General features: G+C 71.2%; 17 protein-coding genes. 10 read left to right on the forward strand and 7 right to left on the reverse strand.

The features are described from left to right. The 3 genes from ACWDN5_RS32640 to ACWDN5_RS32650 form a co-directional block, all read right to left on the reverse strand. The coding region (locus ACWDN5_RS32640; RefSeq protein WP_449678971.1) for a carbohydrate ABC transporter permease at positions 1–726 on the reverse strand (726 nt) is incomplete at its 3' end. After that, a complete protein-coding gene (locus tag ACWDN5_RS32645; RefSeq protein ID WP_449678972.1) occupies positions 723–1,967 on the reverse strand; it encodes a sugar ABC transporter substrate-binding protein in 1,245 nt (414 codons plus the stop codon). The genes ACWDN5_RS32645 and ACWDN5_RS32640, both read right to left, overlap by 4 nt. 36 nt (positions 1,968–2,003) lie before the next feature. Then, positions 2,004–3,011, reverse strand: coding sequence for a LacI family DNA-binding transcriptional regulator (locus ACWDN5_RS32650; protein ID WP_310976287.1), 1,008 nt, complete (start codon positions 3,009–3,011; stop codon positions 2,004–2,006). A 350-nt stretch (positions 3,012–3,361) separates the two neighbouring features. On the opposite strand from ACWDN5_RS32650, the gene ACWDN5_RS32655 reads away from it, so the two are divergent. Then, positions 3,362–6,289, forward strand: a complete 2,928-nt coding sequence (locus ACWDN5_RS32655; protein ID WP_449678973.1) for a glycoside hydrolase family 3 C-terminal domain-containing protein — start codon at positions 3,362–3,364, stop codon at positions 6,287–6,289. Between the two features lies 1 nt (position 6,290). Here the strand turns inward: ACWDN5_RS32655 and ACWDN5_RS32660 are convergent, their stop codons facing one another. Beyond that, the gene (locus ACWDN5_RS32660; RefSeq protein ID WP_449678974.1) at positions 6,291–7,112 is read right to left on the reverse strand and encodes an SAM-dependent methyltransferase; all 822 of its coding nucleotides are present in this window, start codon (positions 7,110–7,112) and stop codon (positions 6,291–6,293) included. A gap of 123 nt (positions 7,113–7,235) precedes the next feature. Between ACWDN5_RS32660 and ACWDN5_RS32665 the strand changes: the two genes are divergently transcribed. From ACWDN5_RS32665 to ACWDN5_RS32675, 3 genes are all read left to right on the forward strand, one after another. Next, positions 7,236–8,567, forward strand: coding sequence for a cytochrome P450 (locus tag ACWDN5_RS32665; protein ID WP_449678975.1), 1,332 nt, complete (start codon positions 7,236–7,238; stop codon positions 8,565–8,567). Positions 8,568–8,645: 78 nt separating this feature from the next. After that, complete coding sequence (locus ACWDN5_RS32670) at positions 8,646–9,737, forward strand: alpha/beta hydrolase (protein WP_449678990.1); 1,092 nt, start codon at positions 8,646–8,648, stop codon at positions 9,735–9,737. Positions 9,738–9,818: 81 nt separating this feature from the next. After that, a complete protein-coding gene (locus ACWDN5_RS32675; RefSeq protein WP_449678976.1) occupies positions 9,819–11,912 on the forward strand; it encodes a diguanylate cyclase domain-containing protein in 2,094 nt (697 codons plus the stop codon). Between the two features lie 5 nt (positions 11,913–11,917). Here ACWDN5_RS32675 and ACWDN5_RS32680 read toward each other — a convergent pair whose 3' ends face one another. Beyond that, positions 11,918–12,580 carry a nitroreductase family protein gene (locus tag ACWDN5_RS32680; protein WP_449678977.1) on the reverse strand — a complete coding sequence of 221 codons (663 nt, stop codon included), beginning with the start codon at positions 12,578–12,580 and terminating at the stop codon, positions 11,918–11,920. Positions 12,581–12,801: 221 nt separating this feature from the next. On the opposite strand from ACWDN5_RS32680, the gene ACWDN5_RS32685 reads away from it, so the two are divergent. From ACWDN5_RS32685 to ACWDN5_RS32700, 4 genes are all read left to right on the forward strand, one after another. Then, complete coding sequence (locus tag ACWDN5_RS32685) at positions 12,802–13,218, forward strand: hypothetical protein (protein ID WP_176169908.1); 417 nt, start codon at positions 12,802–12,804, stop codon at positions 13,216–13,218. Between the two features lie 31 nt (positions 13,219–13,249). Beyond that, positions 13,250–15,352 carry a (Fe-S)-binding protein gene (locus ACWDN5_RS32690; RefSeq protein WP_449678978.1) on the forward strand — a complete coding sequence of 701 codons (2,103 nt, stop codon included), beginning with the start codon at positions 13,250–13,252 and terminating at the stop codon, positions 15,350–15,352. Positions 15,353–15,439: 87 nt separating this feature from the next. After that, positions 15,440–16,201, forward strand: a complete 762-nt coding sequence (locus ACWDN5_RS32695) for an FHA domain-containing protein (protein WP_449678979.1) — start codon at positions 15,440–15,442, stop codon at positions 16,199–16,201. Further along, positions 16,201–16,572 (forward strand): hypothetical protein, encoded by a 372-nt coding sequence (locus ACWDN5_RS32700; protein ID WP_449678980.1) that lies wholly within the window; start codon positions 16,201–16,203, stop codon positions 16,570–16,572. The genes ACWDN5_RS32695 and ACWDN5_RS32700 overlap by 1 nt, the downstream gene beginning before the upstream one ends. Here the strand turns inward: ACWDN5_RS32700 and ACWDN5_RS32705 are convergent. Together ACWDN5_RS32705 and ACWDN5_RS32710 are read right to left on the reverse strand one after the other, a co-directional pair. Next, a complete protein-coding gene (locus ACWDN5_RS32705) occupies positions 16,569–17,882 on the reverse strand; it encodes an MFS transporter (protein WP_449678981.1) in 1,314 nt (437 codons plus the stop codon). The two genes, ACWDN5_RS32700 and ACWDN5_RS32705, sit on opposite strands and share 4 nt — an antisense overlap. Positions 17,883–18,021: 139 nt before the next feature. After that, positions 18,022–18,666, reverse strand: coding sequence for a TetR/AcrR family transcriptional regulator (locus tag ACWDN5_RS32710; RefSeq protein WP_449678982.1), 645 nt, complete (start codon positions 18,664–18,666; stop codon positions 18,022–18,024). Positions 18,667–18,782: 116 nt separating this feature from the next. Between ACWDN5_RS32710 and ACWDN5_RS32715 the strand changes: the two genes are divergently transcribed. Further along, positions 18,783–19,631: a shikimate dehydrogenase gene (locus ACWDN5_RS32715; protein WP_449678983.1), complete on the forward strand. Its 849-nt coding sequence runs from the start codon at positions 18,783–18,785 to the stop codon at positions 19,629–19,631. After that, positions 19,621–21,420 (forward strand): TIM barrel protein, encoded by a 1,800-nt coding sequence (locus tag ACWDN5_RS32720; protein WP_449678984.1) that lies wholly within the window; start codon positions 19,621–19,623, stop codon positions 21,418–21,420. Before ACWDN5_RS32715 ends, ACWDN5_RS32720 begins: the two co-directional genes overlap by 11 nt. The last annotated feature ends 245 nt before the right edge of the window (positions 21,421–21,665 follow it).

Raw genomic sequence — 21,665 nt, forward strand, 5'->3', positions numbered from 1 at the left:
AGGCCGGCGAGCGCGTGGGAAATGGCCTCCTGCCCGGCGACCAGCTGGGCGACGACGTCGGTGAGCTCGGCCGTCGTCACCCCCGGCGCCGTCGAGCTCCGCGGCTTCGTAGAGCGACGCCGGGATGGCGCGCAGGCCGCCGTGCAGGATCACCAGGTTGAACGGGATGCCGATCCAGATGTTGGTGAGGATCACCGCCGGCAGCGCCCAGCTCGTGCTGCTCAGCCACGGCACGGCGTCGAAGCCGAGGAACCGCAGGCCGGCGTTGAGCACGCCGTGGTCCTGGTCGAACATCCACCGCCAGACCGCGCCGCTGACCACCAGGGGCAGCAGCCACGGCAGCAGGAGCAGCGACCGCAGCAGCGCGCTGCCGAGGAAACGGCCGTTGAAGAACACCGCGAGCGCCAGGCCGATGCCGAACTGGAAGACCAGCGACCCGGCGGTGAACAGCACCGTGTTGAGCGCCGCCGTCGAGAACAGCGGGTTGTTCAGCACGGCGGAGTAGTTCGCGATGCCGACGAAGGGTGCTTCGCCGGTGTAGAACGACTTCACCGTGTAGTTCTGGGTGCTCATCACCAGGTTCGCGACCAGGGGGTAGCCGAAGAACACGATGATGTAGGCCAGGGCGGGCAGCAGGAACGCCCACGCGGCGAACCGGTTGTCCCGGCGGGACTTCCGGTTCGCGCGGGGTGCCGCCGAGACCGTCGGGGCGGCGGCGAGCGTCACGAGCCGCTCGCCTGCTGGGCGGCCTTGAGGGCCTGGTCGACCGGGGTCTTGCCGGTCAGCGCCGCCTGGAGCGCGTCGGCCAGCGCCTGCGAGACCTTGGGGTACTTCTCGCCGAGCTCCGCGGTGCGGGAGCGGGCGGTGCCGACCTCGTCGACGAACGCCTGCATCGCCGGCTGCTCGGTGCCGAACTTCTGCGCGGTGGCCGTCTTCGACGGGATGTAGGCGTGCGCCTTGCTCCACTCGAGCATCGTCGGCTCGGACAGGATGCAGGAGAGCACCCTGCCCGCGGCCTCCTGGGCGGGCCCGCCGGTCACCGGGATCGTGCCGACCTCGCCGCCGAGGGCGACCACCGGCTTGCCGCCGGCCTGCGGCACCGGGATCGGCACCACGCCGTAGTGCAGGGACTTCTGCTCGTCGAGGCGGGCGATGTTCCACGACCCGTTGATCATCATCGCCGCGTTGCCGCCGACGAACTGGTCGGCGACGTCGTTCTGGTTCCAGGTCACCACGGACTTCGACGCCGCACCCGAGTTCACCAGGTCGGTGACGTACTGCAGGGCCTGGGCCGCCTTGGAGGAGTCCAGCTGGGACAGTTCGGCGCCGTTGCTCCAGAAGAACGGGAGGAACTGCCAGGTGCCTTCCTCGGACGGGATGGCGGAGAAGGCGAGCCCGTACTTGCCGTCCTTGGTCAGCTTCGCCGCGGCGGCCTTCAGCTCGTCCCACGTCTTCGGCGGCTCGACGCCGGCGGCCTGCAGGAGGTCCTTGTTGTAGATCAGCGCGAGGCCGTTGACGCCGGGCGCGACGCCGTACACCTTGCCCTGGTAGGTCCCGGCCTTGACGATGCTGTCGTAGTAGCCGTCGGTGCTGATGCCGTAGTCGCTCAGCGGGGTCAGCGCGCCGGTGGCGGCGACCTGCTGCAGCGTGGGGTTGTCGGTGAAGAGCAGGTTCGGCAGCGTCTTCGAGCTGGCGCTCTGCAGCACCTTCGGCAGCATCTGGTTGGTCGGCACCTTCTGGCGCTCGATCTTGATCCCGGTCTGCCCGGCGCAGGTGTCGAGGATCTTCTGCCACGCGGCGGAACCCTGCTCGTCGGCGTAGTAGTCGAGCTCGGTGATCGACGTGGCGGCCGGGGCGTCGGCGCCGCCGGGCGCGGCCGGGGCCGTCGGGCTGGGGCTGCAGGCGGCCAGCAGCACGGCACTCGTGGCGCTCGCGGTGAGGACGAGGGCGCGACGGACTACGGGCATGGTGATTCTCCTTCGGCAGCGGAGCAGAACCGGGGGTCAGGCGCGGGGCGCGGCGGTGCTTTCGCGCCGGGTGAGGCGGGGCCCGAGCAGCCGGACCTCCGGGGTGGTGTGGCCGGCGAGCCGGCGCATGGTCATTTCGACGGCCTGGGTGCCGACCTCCTCGGCCGGGATGGCCACGTTGGTCAGCGCGACGGCGTGCTGCTCGGCCATGCTGTCCGGGCAGACGGCGATGACCGAGATGTCCTCGGGCACCCGCAGGCCGCGGTGGCGCAGGTCCGACAGCAGCCCGGGCAGCACGGCCTCGTTGTGCACGACCAGGCCGGTCAGGCCGGGATCGGCGGCGAGCAGCTCGTCGAGACAGGCGCTCACCGCTTCGTAGGAGTGGGCGCACGCGTGGGAGGCCGCGCGCACGTCCCGGCTCTTCGTCGCTTCGTCGAAGCCGCGCAGGAACCGCGTCGCGTAGCTCGTGCCCCGCCGGTAGACCGCCGGGGACGGGCCGATCAGCGCGATCGAGCGGTGGCCGAGGTCGGCCAGGTGGGCGACGCAGGCCGAGGCGGCCGCGGTGAAGTCGAGGTCGACGCAGCTCAGCCCGGCCGGGTGGTCGGGCACGCCGATGAGCACCACCGGCAGGTCGAGAGCGAGCAGCATCGGCACCCGCGGGTCGGCGGTTTCGACGTCCATCACCATCAGCGCGTCGGCGATCGCCGAGGACGCGACCCGCTGCAGCGCGGCCGGCCCCTCGTCCTTGGTGAGCAGCAGCAGGTCGTGGTCGTGCGCGCGGGCCGCGGTGACCGCCGAGGCGACGAACTCCATCACGACGGCGACGTTGAGGTCCGTGCGCAGCGGGACGACCAGCGCCAGCACGTTGGTCTTGCTGCTGGCCAGCGCCCGGGCACCGGCGTGGGGGTGGTAGCCGAGCTTGCGGATGCTGTCTTCGACCAGCCGCCGGGTCTTCGGCGAGATCGAGCGTTTGCCGCTGATCACGTACGACACCGTGCTGGGGGCGACCCCGGCCGCGTTGGCGACGTCGTTGATCGTGACCACGGGCGGCCTCCTGAAGGCGGGGAGGGGACGGGCGGTGTGTCGAAGCGCATCGACGATGGCACGAAGGTAAGTGACACCCGCCGGAAACACAAGCATCATTCACCGTTTGCCGGTATTCGATGGTTATTCGACAACAGAGGTGTTCGTCGAAATCGTCGAAGGTCCCTGTTGAACGTTCTTTTTGCAGCTCAGTGCCACGATCAAGCCGTCGTCTCGACGGGCCTGGGAGCGTTCCCAGAAACTCTTGACCTTCTGCTCACGCGGCTGTAATAGTCGTCGGGTTCCCCGCCGTTCGACGCGAATGTTCCGCGCCGCGCCGTCGAAACGATTCGACGAATCGGAGGCCGTCCGTGCGCTTGTCCCTCTTCCGCCGTGCCCTCGTCCCGGCGGTGGCCGCGACCCTGCTGCTGGCTTCGTCGCCGGCGCTCGCGGCGCCGCCACCCCCGTTCCGCGATCCGTCGCTGCCCCTGGCCACCCGGATCGACGACCTGCTGTCCCGGCTGACGGCGGACGAGAAGATCTCGCTGCTGCACCAGTACCAGCCGGCCATCCCGCGGCTCGGCATCGGCGTCTTCAAGACCGGTACCGAAGCGCTGCACGGTGTCGCCTGGTCGACCGACTACGACAACTCCGGTGCCGTCGTCAAAGCCGACGGCACGGTGTTCCCGCAGGCCATCGGCCTGGCCACCAGCTGGGACCCGGCGCTGGTGAAGCAGGTGGGCGCGGCCGTCGGGCAGGAGGCGCGCGGCTTCAACGCCCGCAACCCGACGCTGTGGGGCCTCAACCTGTGGGCCCCGGTGGTGAACCTGCTGCGCGACCCGCGGTGGGGCCGCAACGAAGAGGGTTACTCCGAAGACCCGTACCTGACCGGCGAATTCGCGAAGGCCTACGGCCACGGCATGCAGGGTGACGACCCGCGGTACCTGCAGGCCGCGCCGACGCTCAAGCACTTCCTGGCCTACAACAACGAGGTCAACCGCGACACGACGAGTTCCTCGGTGCCGCCGAAGATCCTGCACGACTACGACGAGCAGGCGTTCAAGATCCCGCTGGAGGCGGGCGCGGCCAACGCCGTGATGCCGTCGTACAACCTGGTCAACGGGCGGCCGAACCACGTCAGCCCGGACCTCGACGGCAAGCTGCGGAAGTGGGCGCCGGACGACATCGCCGTGGTCAGCGACGCCGGCGCACCGTCCAACCTGGTCAACTCCGAGAAGTACTACGCCACCAAGGCCGAAGGCGACGCGGCGGCGATCAAGGCGGGGCTCGACAGCTTCACCGACAACGACACCGACGGCTCGATCACCGTCGCCGCGGTCAAGGAGGCGCTCGCGAAGGGCTTCCTGACCATGGCCGACGTCGAGAACGCCGACCGCCACCTGCTGTCGCTGCGGTTCCGGCTCGGCGAGTTCGACCCGCCGGGCCGCAACCCGTACGCGAAGATCACCCCGGCCGTCATCGGCTCGCCCGAGCACCAAGCACTGGCGCGCAAGGCCGCCGACGCCCAGATGGTGCTGCTGCGCAACAACGGCAACGCGCTGCCCCTGAACGCCGCGCGCAACAGGAAGATCGCGGTCGTCGGCCCGCTGTCGAACACCCTGTACGAAGACTGGTACGCCGGGGCGATGCAGTACAAGGTCACCCCGCTGCAGGGCATCAAGGAGCGCCTCGGCTCGGCGGGCACGGTCGCCTCGTCCGAAGGCGTGGACCGGATCGCCCTGAAGGACCTCGGCACCGGCCGGTACCTGACGGCCCCCGCGACCACCGGGAAGATCACCGCCGGCGGCACGGTGGCGGGCACCGCCGAGTCCTTCGACGTCTACGACTGGGGCGCGGGCAAGAACACGCTGCGCGCGGCCGCGAACGGCAAGTTCCTGAGCTACTCCGGCGGAGCGCTGGTGAACGACGTCGACCAGCCGGCCGGCTGGTTCGTGCAACAGCAGCTGAAGCTCGACGCCCAGCCCGACGGCAGCTACGTGCTCGAATACGCGGGCAACGAGGTCAACGAGCCGTGGTTCGGCCCGAACAAGTTCGCCATGGTCGGCGCGGACGGCGTCCTGACGATCTCCTCGCCGGATGCCGCGCACGCGACCAAGTTCGGCCGGGACGTGCTGAGCAGCGGCGTCGGCAGCGCGGTCGCCGCGGCGAAGGACGCGGACACCGCGGTCGTCGTGGTCGGCAGCATGCCGTTCATCAACGGCCGCGAAGCCAACGACCGCACGAGCACCGAGCTCGCCCCGGCGCAGCGCGCGCTGATCGAAGCGGTGCAGAAGGCGAACCCGCACACGATCGTCGTGGTGGAGAACAGCTACCCGACGACCGGCTGGGACACCTTGCCGGTCCCCGGCATCCTGTGGACCAGCCACGCGGGCCAGGAAACCGGGCACGCGGTCGCCGACGTGCTCTTCGGCGACACCGACCCGAGCGGGCGGCTGACGCAGACCTGGTACGCCTCCGACGCCGGGCTGCCGAACATCCTGGACTACGACATCGCCAAGACCGGGATGACCTACCAGTACTACCGCGGGAAACCGCTGTTCCCGTTCGGTTACGGGCTGAGCTACACCAGCTTCCGCTACGACAACGTCCGCGCGTCCCTGGCGGGCGGCCAGGTCCGGGTGAGCGTCGACGTGACGAACACCGGCGCCCGCAGCGGGTCCGACGTCGTCCAGCTCTACTCGAAGAACTCCGGTGTGCAGCGGTTGCGGGACTTCTCGAAGCTGACCCTGGCCCCGAAGGAGACCCGCACGGTGCGGTTCGGCGTGCCGGTGGCGGACCTGGCGTCGTGGGACGTCGCCCGCGACCGGTCCGTCGTGGCGGCGGGGGTGTACGAGTTCTCGGTGGGCCGCAACGCCTCCGAACTCTCGGCGCCGCAACCGGTCTACGTGCCGGGGGAGCGGCCCCAGCCGCGCGACCTGAGCCGGCCGACCCAGGCCCAGGACTTCGACGACTACTCCGGCACGACGTTGACGGACACGTCGAAGGTTTCGGGGACGTCGGTCGCCACCGCGGCCGGCAGCTGGGTGGCGTACCGCAACGTGGCGCTGAACGGCCCGGGGCGCTTCTCGGCCTCGGTGTCCGCGACGGCGTCGTCGAAGGTCACGGTCCGCCTGGACTCGCCGACCGGCCGCGTGCTGGGCACGGTCCCGGTTTCGCCGACGGGTGACCGGTACGCGTACACGACGGTGACGGCGGCGCTGGCCAAGGCGAGCGGCCGGCACGACGTCTACCTGACGTTCGACGGCCCGGTGAACCTGGCGACGTTCTCGTTGCGGTGACCTAGGGTTTGCGGCCCACCCCCGCATAGGGCAAGGAGTTGACCGAAGGGTCGTCGGACATGTCGCCGGCGCCCTCGGGGTTCCACATCGCGCAGCCGACCAGGCCCGGTTCGACGAGGTCGAAGCCCTCGAAGAACCGGAGCACCTGGTCGTGCGTGCGCGGGAACGGCTGGTTCTGCTGGTTCTGCCGGGTCGTGTAGACCTCGATCGCTTCGTCGAGGCCCTCCGACCCCGAGTCCGCCGCGACGTGCGTGACGGCGAGGAAGCTGCCCGGCGCGAGCCGCTCGCGGTAACGGGCCAGGATGCCAACCGGGTCCCAGGAGTCGGGCACGAAGTGCAGCAGCAGCAACATGAACACGCCCGTCGGCTGCTCGGGGTCGAGCAGCCGGCGGGCCGGCTCCGCGTCGAAGATGTCGTTGACGTCGCGCATGTCGGCCTGGATCACCGCGCAGTTGTCGTTGCCCTGCAGCAGCAGCTCGCTGTGCGCGACGGCGACCGATTCGCGGTCGACGTACACCACCCGGCACGACGGGTCGACCTGCTGGACGATCTCGTGCAGGTTGCCGACGGTCGGGATGCCGGAGCCGACGTCGAGGAACTGCCGGACCCCGGCGTTCACCATGTACCGCGCGGCGCGGCGCAGGAAGGCGCGGTTGAGCCGGGCGGCGTCGCGGATGCCCGGCATGATCTTCAGGATCTGCTCGCCGAGCGCCCGGTCGGCGGCGAAGTTGTGGTCCCCGTCGAGCCAGAAGTCGTACACCCGGGCCGGGTTCGGCACCGAGGTGTCGATCTCCGGCGGTACCCAGCTCGGTTCTCCGGTCACGGGACCTCCCACCCTCGCGGACGCTGCGGGACCGGAGCTTAGCCCCTCATCCGTTCGTGTGGACCCGCGCTCCGCAGCCCCGGCGTCCGGCTAAGGTGGCCCGGTCGCGAGGGAGGCGAGGCCATGACGAACCCGCGTCCCGTGCCCGGCCGGGTCCCGCTGCTCGGGCACACGGTGCCGCTGCTGCGCGACCCGCTGAAGTTCTTCACTTCCCTGTCCTCGCACGGAGAAGTCGTCAAAATCCGGCTCGGGCCGCTGCCGGTGCACGTGGTCACCACCCCGGAACTGGCCTGGCAGGTGCTGGCCACCGACGCCGACAAGTTCGACAAGGGCCTGGTCTTCGACAAGATGCGCCCGCTCTTCGGCGACGGCCTGGCCACCTCGAACGGCGAGCTCAACCGCCGCCAGCGCCGGCTGGTGATGCCCGCCTTCGGCCGCACGCGGATCGCCGGCTACGCCGAGCACACCATGACGACGCTGGCCGACGACCTCGCGAGCTCGTGGCGGCCCGGCGAAGTCGTCGAGTTCGACAAGCGGATGCAGGACCTGGTGCTGACCATCGCCGGGCAGACGCTGTTCTCCACCGCGCTCGGCGAGGAGGCACTGGCGGAGATCCGGCACTCGATCCCGGTCATGCTGAAGTACGTGCTGATCCGGGCCTTCTCGCCGAAGTTCGTCGAGAAGCTGCCGATCCCGGCGAACCGGCGGTTCGACACCGCGGCCGCGCGCCTGCGCGAGGTGATCGGCGAAACCGTCGTCGCGGCCCGCGAAGACGGCGCCGACCACGGCGACCTGCTCTCGATGCTGCTGCTGGCCCGCGACGAGGACACCGGCGAAGGCATGTCCGATCGCCAGGTGCACGACGAGGTCATCACGATCCTGACCACCGGCGCCGAGACCACCGCCGTCGCGCTGGCCTGGTTCTTCCACGAGCTGGGGCAGCACCCGGAGGTCGAACGGCGGTTCCACGCCGAAGTCGACGAAGTGCTGGGCGGGCGTGCCGCGCGCTTCGAAGACCTGCCGGATCTGGTCTACACCCACCAGATCGTGAACGAGATCGTCCGCCGCACCCCGCCGCTGATCCTGATGCGCCGCGCGCGGGAGGACGTCGAGCTCGGCGGGGTGCCGATCCCGGCGGGCAGCGAGGTCGCCGTCAGCCAGCACACCCTGCACCGCGATCCGCGCTGGTTCCCCGAGCCGGACCGGTTCGACCCGGACCGCTGGGCGCCCGGCCGCACCGCGGACCTGCCGAAGGGGGCGTACATCCCGTTCGGCGCGGGCGCGCGGCTGTGCCCGGGGCACGTGTTCGCGCCGACGGAGATCGGCATCGTCGCCGCGACCATCGGGGCGCGCTGGCGCCTGGTCCCGGTGCCCGGCAAGAAGGTGTACGCGCAGATCAAGGCCACCATGCAGCCGAACCGCCTGCCGATGACGGTGGTGCCGCGCAAGACCTGACGGTACCGGTTCGGCTACCCGGTGTAGTGTTCCGGAGTTCCTTCACCTGTCCGAGTCCAGAGGGAGTGCGGCGTGAAGCTGCCCGTCAAGGTGACGTCGGCGTTGTTCGCGTGCGGTGTCCTGTGCGCGTCGCTGACCGCGGCGGTGCCCGCCGAGGCCGCCGCGATCTCCTGCAGCGACACGGATCTGCCGGTCACCGGCCCGGGCCTGCCCCCGCTGGTGCCGGGGACGCCCGCGACCGTCCACGGCCGGCTGTGCCTGCCCGCCGGGGACGCCCCGGACACCGTCCAGCTGCTCGTGCACGGCGGGACGTACAACAGCGCGTACTGGGACCTGCCCTACGAGCCGGAGCGCTATTCCTACCAGCGCGACATGGCCGCGCACGGTTACGCGACCTTCGCCGCGGACCAGCTCGGCGCCGGGCGGAGCAGCCGGCCGCTGAGCCTGCCGCTGTCGGTCTGGGCCGCGGCCGAGTCGATGCACGAGGTGGTCGGGCACCTGCGGGCCGGCCGGGCCGGCGGCGTCCGGTTCGCGAAGGTGGTCATCGTCGGGCACTCGGTCGGCTCCGGGGTCGTCGCCGTGGAAGCGTCCACGTACCGCGACGTCGACGGCGTCGTCCTCACCGGCATCACGCACCTGCCGGCCCTGCCCGTGCTCGCCCTCGGCGCGGCGCTCGGCCTACAGCCGGCGCTGCTCGACGGGCAGCTCGGAACCCTCGGCAGCGACCCGCTGTACTTCACGACGAAGCCGGGAGCGCGCGCCGGGCTGTTCTACGCGGCGGGCGACGCCGACCCGGCCGTGATCGCCGCCGACGAGGCGACGAAGGACCAGGTTTCGGTGCCCGGGATGGGCACGGTGGCGCTGTTCGGCATCGTGTTGCCCGCGACGTGGGGAATCTCCGTGCCGGTTTTGCAGGTGGTCGGTGAAAAGGACGTCCTTTTCTGCGGGGTGCTGGCGTTGCGCGACTGTTCCGACGCGGCGGTGCTGCGGGCGCAGGAAGCGCCCTATTACGCCGACCCGTCGAAGTTGTCGACGTACGTGCTGCCCGGCGCGGGGCATTCCGTGGCGCTGCACGAAAACGCGGGCGAATACCGCAGTGCGACCCGGTCCTGGCTGCAGGCGCGCCTCGGGATCGCTCCGCAGGGTTATCACTCGATCGGACGAAACTGAACCCGTGCGTGTCGCACAATTCCGGGCCAAGATATATCGATTGACCCGAACGGTGTGTACTGAACCCTTGGACAGCCTGAGGTGACTGCTCCCCAACCCCGCGGCAACGCCCCGCGGAACCAGCCGGACGCCGATCGCGCGGCGAAACGGCTCGGTGCGCTCGCGCGCAAGTGGGGCTACCTGATCAGCACCACGGCGTACCTGCCGCACACGCCCGAGGAGATCGAGCGTGAGCTGGCCGCCCTGGCCGGGCGGCTGTTCGAGGCGGTGGCGAGCGAACCTCCGGACCTCGCGGCGGCCGCGACCGCCGGCGGGCGGCTCGTCGAGCTGCGCGGCGTCGGCGCCGAAAGCCTGCGCCGCAGCCTGGAAGTCCTGGGCAAGGCACTGGTGCGCGAGCCGGAGCTGCGCGGGCTCGACCGGCTGGCCGAGCGGGTCGTGCTGGTGCTCGGCGCGTTCAGCTCCGGGTACGGCGAGATGCTGCGCGAGGACATCCAGAAGCGGCAGGAGGGCTTGAGCCGTGCCCTGCTGAAGGTCGAGCAGGAGACGCGGCAGAAGCACGTCATCTCCCGCGCGCAGTTCGAGGAGGTGTTCGCCGGCTCGGCCAGCGGCGTCGCGCTCACCGAACTGGACGGCCGGGTGCTGCGGGCCAACGCGGCGCTGGCCAAGACGCTCAACCGCACGCCGGCCGAGATCGCCGCGATGACGCTGTTCGACCTGGTCCACCCCGAGGACGTCGAGCAGTTGCGGGAAAGCTACGGCGAGCTGGTGGCCGGCCGGCTGCACCGGCTGCGCGCCGGCCGCCGCCTGCTCGGCAAGGACGGCGAGCCGATGTGGGCGACCTTCGCCGCGTCGGTGATCCGCGACGCGGTCGGCAAACCCCGCCAGCTGCTCACGATCGTCGACGACGACACCGAGGTGTCATTGCTGCAGCGGCGGCTGAGCCACCAGGCCCTGCACGACGTGCTCACCGGGCTGCCGAACCGGCAGTTCTTCAGCACCCGCCTGGAAACCCTGCTCCGCGACGCGGACCCCGCGCGCGGAGTCACCCTGTTCCACCTCGACCTCGAAGGCTTCTCCCAGATCAACGGCGGTCTCGGCCAGGAACTCGGCGACCGGCTGCTGCGCGGGGTCGCCGCCAAGCTGAAGCTGGTGTTCGACGGGGAGAAGGCCCTGGTGGCCCGCCTCGGCGGCGACGAATTCGGCGTGCTGGTGCAGAACACGGCGGACACCCCGGGCGTGGTGACGCTCGTCCGCCGGATCACCCACGAGCTGGCCGAAGCGGAGTACGTCGACGGGCAGCGCGGGGTCGCGGTGCCGGCCGCGATCGGCGTGGTCCACCGCCCGCCGCGCGACATCACGCCCGCGGAGCTGCTCCAGGCGTCGGACCTGACCCTGCGGCGCGCCCAGCGGACGGGCAGCCAGTGGGGCCTGTTCGACCGCGAGCTGGACCGCCGCGACCGGCACGACTTCGGCCTGGCCGCGTCGATGGCGGGCGCGTGGGAGAACGGCGAGATCGAAGACCGCTACCAGGTGCTGACGTCGGCGACGACCGGCGCGGCCGAGGCCGTCGAGGCGCGCCTGCGATGGAACCACCCGGCGGAAGGCGTGCTGCCGCACGAAACCTGTGTCCGGCTGGCCGCGGAGATCGGGCTGGCGCTCCCGCTGGGCACGTGGCTGTTGCGCACGGCGGCCGAGCGGCTGGCGGCCTCCGGGCTCGCCGTGCCACTGGTCGTCGAGCTGACGACCCAGCAGGCGGCGGACCCGGAGCTGGTCGGCGAAATCCGCCGCGTCCTGGACGACACCGGCCTGCCGCCGGACCGCCTGCGCCCCGGCTTTCCGACGGCGGCCCTGGACGTCAGCGACGCGGCGGACAACTTCAGGGTGCTGGGCGAAATCGGCGTCCGCGCGGAGATCCACGGCCTCGGCGACATCACGTGCCTGACGGAGTTCCCGGCCGGCGCGGTCCGGATCGCACCGAACCTGGCGGCCAAGCGCGAACACCCCTTGGTGGCCGGCCCGCTGTCGGCCCTGATCGACGCGGCCCACACGGCCGGGGCCGCGGTGTCGGTCGCCGGGGTGCGGACTTCGGAGGAAGCCGGGTGGTGGCGGGACCGGGGTGTGGACCTGCTTTCGGGTCCGGCGTTCCCCGACCCGCCGGACGGCTTCCCCGGCTGAGGAGGTCAGATCCGCACGAGGACCTCATCGAGAGGCTTGCGCTGCAGGTCCGGCACCATACAGTCGTCGGCCGGATAGCCGACCGGGATCACCGCGAACGCCTTTTCGTTGCGCGGGCGGCCGAGTAGTTCCCCGAGGAACCGCATCGGCGACGGCGTGTGCGTCAGCGCGGCGAGGCCCGCCACCTGCAACGCCGTCAGCAACATGCCCACCGCGATGCCGACCGACTCGTCGACGTAGTAGTGCTTGCGGACGCTGCCGTCGTCGTCGAGGGCGAACCGTTGCTGGAACACGACGATGAGGTACGGCGCGTCCGTCAGGTGGGGCTTCACCGCGTCCGTGCCGAGGGGCCGCAGCGCGTCGAGCCACGCCTCGCCGAGGCGGCCTTCGTAGGAAATCCGCTCCTCGGCCTCGGCGGCTTCGCGGATCCGCCGACGCACCGCGGGGTCGGTGACGAGGACGAACGTCCACGGCTGCTGGTGCGCCCCGCTCGGCGCGGTCGAGGCGACGGCGATCGCGTCGAGCACCGCGCGTTCGGGCACCGGGTCGGGGGAGAACATCCGCACCGAACGGCGGGCTTCCATCCGCTGGCGCAGCGCGGCGGCCCGGGCGATCGCTTCGGTGTCCGGCAGCCGGGCGGGCCGGTAGGGGACCGGGTGATACGTCATGTCCGGATTGTGGCGCGGGACACGGAGTGCGCAGCAGGGCCGAATGTACGATTCGCGGTGTCAAGCGTCCGCTATACGGACAGTAAGGTGATCCTTGCTTGAGAAATTGCGCCGAACAGCCCAGGGAAACTAGGCCGAACGGTCCTGTCGCGTGAAGTGATCTCCTCATTACCCTCCAGTAGCAGACAGTGGTGCCGATCACAGTCGTTCCGGGAGGCTTCATGGCGTCGCGCGTCCGAGGACCCGGCTCCGAAGACCGGCGCGAACTGCGGATCCGGCACCTCACCGGCTGCCTTCCCTGCACGCTCAAATGCGCGTATTGCGGGCTGCCGGTGCGGCTCACCGGGCCGGGCGACCACCCCGGCTACGGCGTGGTCGAAGAAGTTACCGGCGATCTCGTGCTGCTGCACCGGTTCTGCCGCGCCGCGCTCGGCCGGTGCCGGACCCGGGGGTGCGTGCTGCGGCGCGCCCACCTCGGCCGCGCGACCGAGCAGTACGAAACCGGCCGGCGGCCCGGGCGTTACCAGCGCCTCGGCGTCCGGCGTTCGCCCGACCTCGATCTGTACCGGAAGCACTGGCGGATCGCGAAGATGCGGTACGCGTGCAAGGCGTGCCGGTACTACACCGGCTCGCACTGAGCCGGTCCTTCCATCACGACGCGGAGGACTCGTGCTCGTTCGTCTCATCCTCGGCCTGCTCATGACGGTCGTCGGCCTCGCCGTCGCCGGCAAGCGGGTCGCGTTCCTCTACCGGCTGATCAAGGCCGGCCAGCCCGACGCCAAGCGGTCCGACGAGCTCGGTGCCCGGGTCTTCGCGCAGGTGCGCGAGGTGTTCGGCCAGCGCAAGCTGCTGAAGTGGTCGGTGCCCGGCCTGGCGCACTTCTTCACGTTCTGGGGCTTCGTGATCCTCGCTTCGGTGTACCTCGAGGCGTACGGCGCGTTGTTCGACGAAAAGTTCGCCATCCCGTGGATCGGCCACTGGGCGGTGCTGGGCTTCCTGCAGGACTTCATCGCCGTCGCGGTCGCCGTCTCGCTCGGCGTGTTCACGATCATCCGCATCAAGAACGCCCCCGAGCGCAAGGATCGCGCGTCCCGCTTCTACGGCTCGCACACCGGCGGCGCGTGGCTGATCCTGTTCATGATCTTCAACGTCGTCTGGACGATGTTCTTCTTCCGCGGCGCCTCGTCGGCGTCCGGCAACTTCCCGTACGACTCGGGCGCGTACGTCTCGCTCGGCGTCGGCAACCTCCTCGAGCCGCTCGGGCACTCGACGACCGAGGTGCTGGAAACCATCGGCCTGCTGCTGCACATCGGCGTCATGCTCGTCTTCCTCAGCATCGTGCTCTACTCCAAGCACCTGCACATCTTCGTGGCGCCGATCAACGTCTCGGCGAAGCGGCTGCCGGACGCGCTCGGCCCGCTGCTGCCGATGGAGTCCGCGGGCAAGCCGATCGACTTCGAGGACCCGGGCGAGGACGACACGTTCGGCCGCGGCAAGATCGGCGACTTCACCTGGAAGGGCATGCTCGACTTCGCCACGTGCACCGAGTGCGGCCGCTGCCAGTCGCAGTGCCCGGCGTGGAACACCGGCAAGCCGTTGTCGCCCAAGCTCGTCATCATGAACCTGCGCGACAACCTGTTCGAGGAGGCGCCCTACATCCTCGCGGGTACCGAGCACGAGGGCGCGCGCCCGCTGGTCGGCCCCGAGGACGACGGCGGCGTCATCGACCCGGACGTGCTGTGGTCGTGCACCACCTGCGGCGCGTGCGTCGAGCAGTGCCCGGTGGACATCGAGCACGTCGACCACATCGTCGACATGCGCCGCTACCAGGTGATGATCGAGTCGGCGTTCCCGACCGAGCTGGGCGGCCTGTTCAAGAACCTGGAGACCAAGGGCAACCCGTGGGGCCAGAACAACTCCGAGCGGCTGGCCTGGACGAAGGACCTCGGGTTCGACGTCCCGGTGTTCGACGGCGAGCTGGCCGAGGACGTCGAGTACGTCTATTGGGTCGGCTGCGCGGGCGCGTTCGACGACCAGGCCCGCAAGACCGTCCGCGCCACGGCGGAGCTGCTGCACATCGCCGGGGTGAAGTACGTGGTGCTGGGCAAGGAGGAGTCCTGCACGGGTGACCCGGCCCGCCGTGCGGGCAACGAGTTCCTCTTCCAGATGATGGCGCAGCAGACGGCCGAAACGCTCAACGCCGTGTTCGAGGGCCGCGAGCCGAGGTTGCGCAAGATCGTCACGACCTGCCCGCACTGCCTGAACACGCTGAGCCGCGAGTACCCCCAGCTGGACGGGCACTACGAGGTGGTCCACCACACGCAACTGCTCAACCGCCTGGTCCGCGGCGGTCGGCTGACCCCGGTGAAGCCGGTCGAGGACGGCCCGAAGGTCACCTACCACGACCCCTGCTACCTCGGCCGCCACAACAAGGTCTACACCCCGCCGCGCGAGCTGGTCGGGGCAACGGGAGCCGAGCTGGCCGAAATGCCCCGCCACGCCGACCGGGCCCTGTGCTGCGGCGCGGGTGGCGCCCGCATGTGGATGGAGGAGCAGATCGGCAAGCGCATCAACCTGGAACGCGTCGACGAGGCGATCGCCACGGACGCGGAAACGATCGTGACGGGCTGCCCGTTCTGCCGCGTGATGCTGACCGACGGCCTGGTCCAGCGCCAGAGCGAGCAGAAGGCGGAGAACGTCGACGTGCGCGATGTGGCGCAGCTGCTCTTGGAGCGGGTGAAGGCCACCGACACCTCGGCCCCGAAGGTCTGAACGGGTTCACCCGTTCGCCCTATATCCACCGGCCGCCGCGCGGCTCTTCCTTGAGAGGCAGGGAGCCGTGCGGCGGGAGGAGAGCCGATGGCCGGGGCGAGGATCGAGACGGTCGGCGGGGCCGGGGTGCGCCTGGTGATGCGCCGGGGCTCGTGGCTGGTGGGGCGCGGGCCCGACGCGGACCTGCGGTTGCCCTCGGACCAGGTTTCGCTGCGGCACGCCTGGATCCGCCAGGACGCGCGCGGCACCTGGGTGGCCGACGCCGGGTCGCGGAACGGGACGTGGGTCAACGGGCGGCGGCTGGCGCCGCGGCAGGACCACCCGCTCCGCCACGGTGACCGGCTCGAGTTCGGCCCGGTCGCCGCGGTCTACTCCGACGGGGACGGCGGCGGGCAGCAGACACGGAGCTGGCAGCGGTCGTCCGGCGGGGTCTCGTTCGGCGACGTGTCCGCGGGGACCATCAACAACGCCGGGCGCGATGTCAACAACAGCTACGACAACCGCCAGCACCACAAGTACGAGTTCAGCACCCCCGAGGGACAGCTGATTTCGGAACTGGCCACCGGGCGGGGCGCCGGCCGCGCGGTCATGGTGCTCGGGTTGCTCATGGTACTGGCCGGGTTCGCGATCTGGGCGTCGGTGATCTTCCGGTTCGTCAAGGCGGGATCCGACGCGGTCTCGTCGGGGTCGTTCGACGCGCCGCCACCGCTGCTCGGCCCGGAGGTCTTCGACGGCGTGCCGCTCGGGGCGATCGGCTTCGCGCTCTTCGGGCTCGGCGGGGTCGTGGCGATGATCGGGCTGGTGCTGGCCAAGGCGGCGCGCGAGCGGCGCCGGAACAGGAGGCGGTAGTGGACGGCATCCACTTCCACGGCGACGTCCGGGCCGGGACGGTCAACAACGCCGTGCACGGCGACATCAACACAGTCCACGGTGGACACCAGGAGATCCACCGCGGCCTCGACGCGCGGCAGGTCGCGTCGCTGGTGCGGTCGGTCCGTGCGGAACTCGACGCCGCCCGGTTGCCGACGGCCACGAAGGACGCCGTGCACGACGCCCTCGACGAGGTCGACCGGGACGTCGTGCACGGCGGAACCGGCGTGGGCGCAAAGGTGCGCCGGGCCAGGGATCTGCTGCGGGACGCCGGCGGCCTCGCGACCGCCGGCGCCGGGTTGTGGACCGCGGTGCGGGCTCTCGCCGCCGCGGCCGGCGTCCCGTTCTAACCGTCCACAGCGGACGCGACCACAGTGGACGGTGCCGCGGGGGCGACGCCGCCCAGCTGCGCGGTCGGCACCCGGTAGGTCTCCCGGGCCGTCGCCGCGGACAGTGCCGCCACCACGCACACCGCCGCGGTGAAGATCGCGACGCCGAGCCAGTCCTCCTTGCCGGACCCGATCGCCGCCACGACGCTGGGCGCGAACCCGGCCACCGCGAAGCCGATCTGGGTGCCGATCGCCATCCCGGACAGGCGGACCCGCGCGCTGAACATCTCGCCGTACAGTGCCGGCCAGACGCCGTTGATCCCGGAGTACGCCACCCCGAACAGCACGATGCCGAGCACGAACAGCAGCGCGTACGAGCCGATCGAAATCGACCACAGGTACGGGAAGATCAGCACGCCGCAGGCCAGGCAGCCGGTGATGAACACCGGTTTGCGCCCGACCCGGTCGGCGAGCCCGGCCAGTAGCGGGATCGCCGCCAGCGCGACGACGTTCGCGAGCACACCCACCCAGAGCATCGGGGTGCGGGAGAGGCCGATCGTGTTGACCGCGTAGCTCAGCGCGTAGACGGTGAAGATGGTGCTCACCGAGGCGATCGTCGCCGCGACGATCACCCGCAGCACGTCCGCCCAGTGGTGCCGGAACAGCAGCGCGACCGGCAGTTTCGCGACCTCGGTGCGTTCGAACACCGGCGTCTCGTCGAGCTTGCGCCGGATCACGAAGCCGACGACCACGACGAGCGCGCTGCCCCAGAACGGCAGCCGCCAGCCCCAGGTCAGCAGGTCCTCCTGGGGGAGGGCGGCGACCGGCAGGAAGATCGCGGTGGCCAGGATCTGGCCGGCTTGCGTGCCGCTCAGGGTGAAGCTGGTGAAGTAGGCGCGCCGGTGTTCGGGGGCGTGCTCGAGGGACATCGAGTTCGCGCCGGCCTGCTCGCCGGCCGCGGAAAGTCCTTGCAGCAGCCGGAGAACGACCAGCAGCACCGGGGCGAGGACGCCGACGCTCGCGTACGTCGGCAGGCAGCCGACGCAGAACGTCGCGAAGCCCATGAGCAGCAGGGTGAAGACGAGCACGCGCTTGCGGCCGAACCGGTCGCCGACGTGGCCGAGGACGAACGCGCCGACCGGCCGGGCGAGGTAGCCGACGCCGAAGGTGGCCAGGGCCAGGAGGGTGCCGGTGGCGGGGGAGGAGGCGGGGAAGAACACCTTGCCGAACACGAGCGCGGCGGCGGTGCCGTAGATGAAGAAGTCGTAGTACTCGAGCGCGCTGCCGATCCAGGCGGCCAGCGCCGCCTTGCGGGGCATCGATCCGGTCACGGGGAGGTGCTCCTGACGTCCGTGCTTCGTTGCTCAGACTGCGGCGGGGAAGCAATGTACGGTCTAGTTAGTTAATAAAGAGTGCGAGACCGGGGCGCCGGGTGTCAAGAGATCCTTTTCGCTGGTGGGGGCGCGGGCTTCAGCGAGCCGTCAGGTACTCGATCAGCAAGTCGCCCAGCATGGTGCGGTGGTGCTCGCGCCGGGCCGGGTCGAGCATGTCGCGGCCGAAGATCGCCTGGAACGTGTGGCGGTTCGCCAGCCGGAACACGCAGAACGAGCTGATGACCATGTGCACGTCGAGCGCGTCGACGTCCTCCCGGAACAGGCCGGCCGCCCGGCCGCGCTCGAGGATCCGGGTGATCCCGCCGAGTGCCGGGTCGGCCAGGCCGGCCAGGATCTCCGACCGCGACAGGTGCTCCGCGTGGTGGATGTTCTCGATGCTGACCAGCCGGATGAAGTCCGGGTGCGCCTCGTGGTGGTCGAACGTCAGCGCGGCCAGTTGCCGCAGGGCGTCCTCGGGCTCCAGGTGCTCGACGTCGAGTCGCTGTTCCGAGGCCCGGAGCTCGGAGTACGCCCGCTCCAGTACGGCGAGGTAGAGCTGTTCCTTGCCGCCGAAGTAGTAGTAGATCATCCGCTTGGTGGTGCTGGTGCGCGCGGCGATCTCGTCGACCCGGGCGCCGGTGTAGCCCTTGTCCGCGAACTCGCGCGTGGCCACCGCGAGGATGTCGGCCCGCGTCCGTTCCTTGTCGCGCTGGCGCTCGGCCTCCGACGATGGTGCGGCCACCGGGCTCCTTCCGCTGCAGGTCGACGGGCCTCACTCTAGCCCAGCCCTTCCGCCCGGGAGGACGCCGCGCTACCGTGAACGTACTAGTTCGTACATTAACGGCCGGAGGGCGCCGCGTGACCAGCTACCTGATCGGGCTCGTCGGCACGGGCATCGGGCCGTCCGCCAGCCCGGCCCTGCACGAACGCGAGGCCGACGAGCTCGGCCTGCGCTACGTCTACCGGCTGCTGGACCTCGACGTCCTGTGCCGCCCGGTCGCCGACGTCCTCGCCGCCGCCCGGCTCGCCGGGTTCGACGGCCTCAACGTCACCCACCCGGCCAAGCAGGCCGTCCTGCCGCACCTCGACGAGCTCTCGCCGGAAGCCGAAGCCCTCGGCGCGGTCAACACCGTCGTCTTCCGGAACCACCGCGCGATCGGCCACAACACCGACGCCACCGGGTTCGCCCGCAGCCTCACCCGCGGCCTGCCCGACGCCCCGATGGACGACGTCGTCCTGCTCGGCGCCGGGGGAGCGGGCGCCGCGGTCGCGCACGCCCTCCTCTCCCTCGGCACCGGCCGGCTCACCGTCCACGACGTCGACGGCAGCCGGAGCGCTCGCCTGGCCGAGGCGCTCGAGCGACGATTCGGCCCCGGCCGCGCGCAAACCGGCGACCTGACCGCGCTCGAAGGCGCCGACGGCCTCGTGCACGCCACCCCGACCGGGATGGCCGCCCACCCCGGCTCACCGGTGCCGGCCGAGCTGCTGCACCCGGGGCTGTGGGTCGCCGACATCGTCTACCGCCCCCTGGAAACCGCGCTGCTGGCCGCCGCGCGGGCCCGCGGCTGCCGGGTGCTGCACGGCGGCGGCATGGTCGTGCTCCAGGCCGCCGAATCGTTCCGGCTGTTCACCGGCGCCGAACCCGACCCGGCGCGGATGCTGCGCCACTTCGACGCCCTGGAAGGGAAGGCCGCCCGTGCCGCCTGAACCACGCACCGCCATCGCCACCGTCTGCCTGTCCGGCACCCTGGAGGACAAGCTCGCCGCGGCCGCGGCGGCCGGGTTCGACGGCGTCGAGCTGTTCGAGAACGACCTGCTGGTCTCCCCGTCGAGCCCGGCCGAAATCCGCCGCCGGTGCGCCGACCTCGGCCTGTCCGTCGACCTCTACCAGCCGTTCCGCGACTTCGAAGCCGTCCCGCCACCGCAGCACGCGGCCAACCTGCGCCGGGCCGCGCGCAAGTTCGACGTCATGGCCGAGCTCGGCGCCGGCACGATCCTGGTCTGTTCGTCGGTCTCGCCGGAGGCGATCGATGACGACGAACTGGCCGCGGAACAACTGCACGCGCTGGCGGAGCTGGCCGCCGCGCGCGGCCTGCGGGTCGCCTACGAAGCCCTGGCCTGGGGCCGGCACGTCAGCGGATACGAGCACGCCTGGCGTATCGTCCGCCGCGCCGCGCACCCCGCGCTCGGCGTCTGCCTCGACAGCTTCCACATCCTGTCGAAGGGCCACGACCCGGCGCCGATCCGCGCGATCCCCGGCGACAAGATCTTCTTCCTCCAGCTCGCCGACGCGCCGAAGCTGCCGATGGACGTCCTGCCGTGGAGCCGCCACCACCGGCTCTTCCCCGGCCAGGGCGACTTCGACCTCACCGCGTTCACCGGGCACGTCCTCGCCACGGGCTACCGCGGGCCGCTGTCCCTGGAAGTCTTCAACGACGTCTTCCGCCAGGCCGACCCGCGCCCGGCCGCGGTCGACGCGCTGCGCTCGCTGCTGGCGTTGAAGGAATCGCTCGGCGTGCGGGAACTGCCGGCCGCGCCGACGCTGACCGGCCACGCGTTCGCCGAGGTCGTCACCGACCCGGGTGCGGGCCGGCTCCTGGCGTCGCTCGGGTTCGCCCGCACCGGCGTCCACCGGACCAAGCCGGTCGAGCTGTGGGAGCAGGGCGACGCGCGGGTGGTGGTCAACGAAGGCGGCGCGGCCCACGGTGCCGTCGGGGCGGTCGCGCTGGCGAGCACCGACCCGGCCCGCTCCGCCCGCCGCGCCGAGGCCCTGCTCGCGCCGGTCCTGCCGCGGGTGCGCGGCCCGCGCGAGGCCGACCTGGCGTCGGTCGCGGCGCCGGACGGCACCCAGGTGTTCCTCTGCGGCGACGACTGGCGGGACGACTTCGCGCCCACCGGCGAAACGGCGCCCGGCGCGGGGATCTTCGGAATCGATCACGTGGCCCTCACGCAGCCCTTCGACCACTTCGAGGAAGCGGCGCTGTTCTACCGCTCGGTGTTCGGGCTGACGCCGTCCCCGGTGGCCGAGTTCGCGGCGCCGTTCGGGCTGGTGCGCAGCCGCGCGGTGGCGGCGGGGGCGGTCCGGCTGACGCTGGACAGCGCCGTGGTCCGCCGCGGCGAGTGGGCGCCGGCCGTCCCCGAACCGCAGCACGTGGCGTTCGCCTGCACGGACGCGGTGGCGGCGGCCGCGGCCATGCGTGCGGCCGGCGCGCCCCTGCTGGAGATCCCGGGCAACTACTACGACGACCTCGAAGCCCGCCTGGACCTGCCGGCCGAGCGGCTGGCCGCGCTGCGGGAGCACTCGGTGCTGTACGACCGGGACGCCGACGGCGAGTTCCTGCACTTCTACACCGCGCTGGCCGGGGCGCGGGTGTTCTTCGAGGTGGTCCAGCGGGTCGGCGGGTACCGGGGTTACGGCGTCGGCAACGCGCCGGTGCGGATGGCCGCCCACCGCGCCCGCCGACACGCGGCCCCACCGGCGAAAACGCCGGCCTGAGCACCATCGCCGGCCCCGGGATTTCTTTCCTGGGGCGGTTTTCGTCGTGGCCGGCCACCGCGGGCGCGCGGGATTCCCGTGCCGCAGCGGTGAAAAACGGCCGGGACGCCTTCCTATCCGGACGACTTCTGGCGCCCGCCGCCGGTGGCCGGTGACCGCCCGGCTACTCCCCGCATGCGTTTACAACGTTCCGGCAACCGCCTTGACAGGGCCTGTGGTACGTACCACTCTAACCCCAACATTGG

The organism is Amycolatopsis sp. NPDC003731 (genome assembly GCF_053586895.1).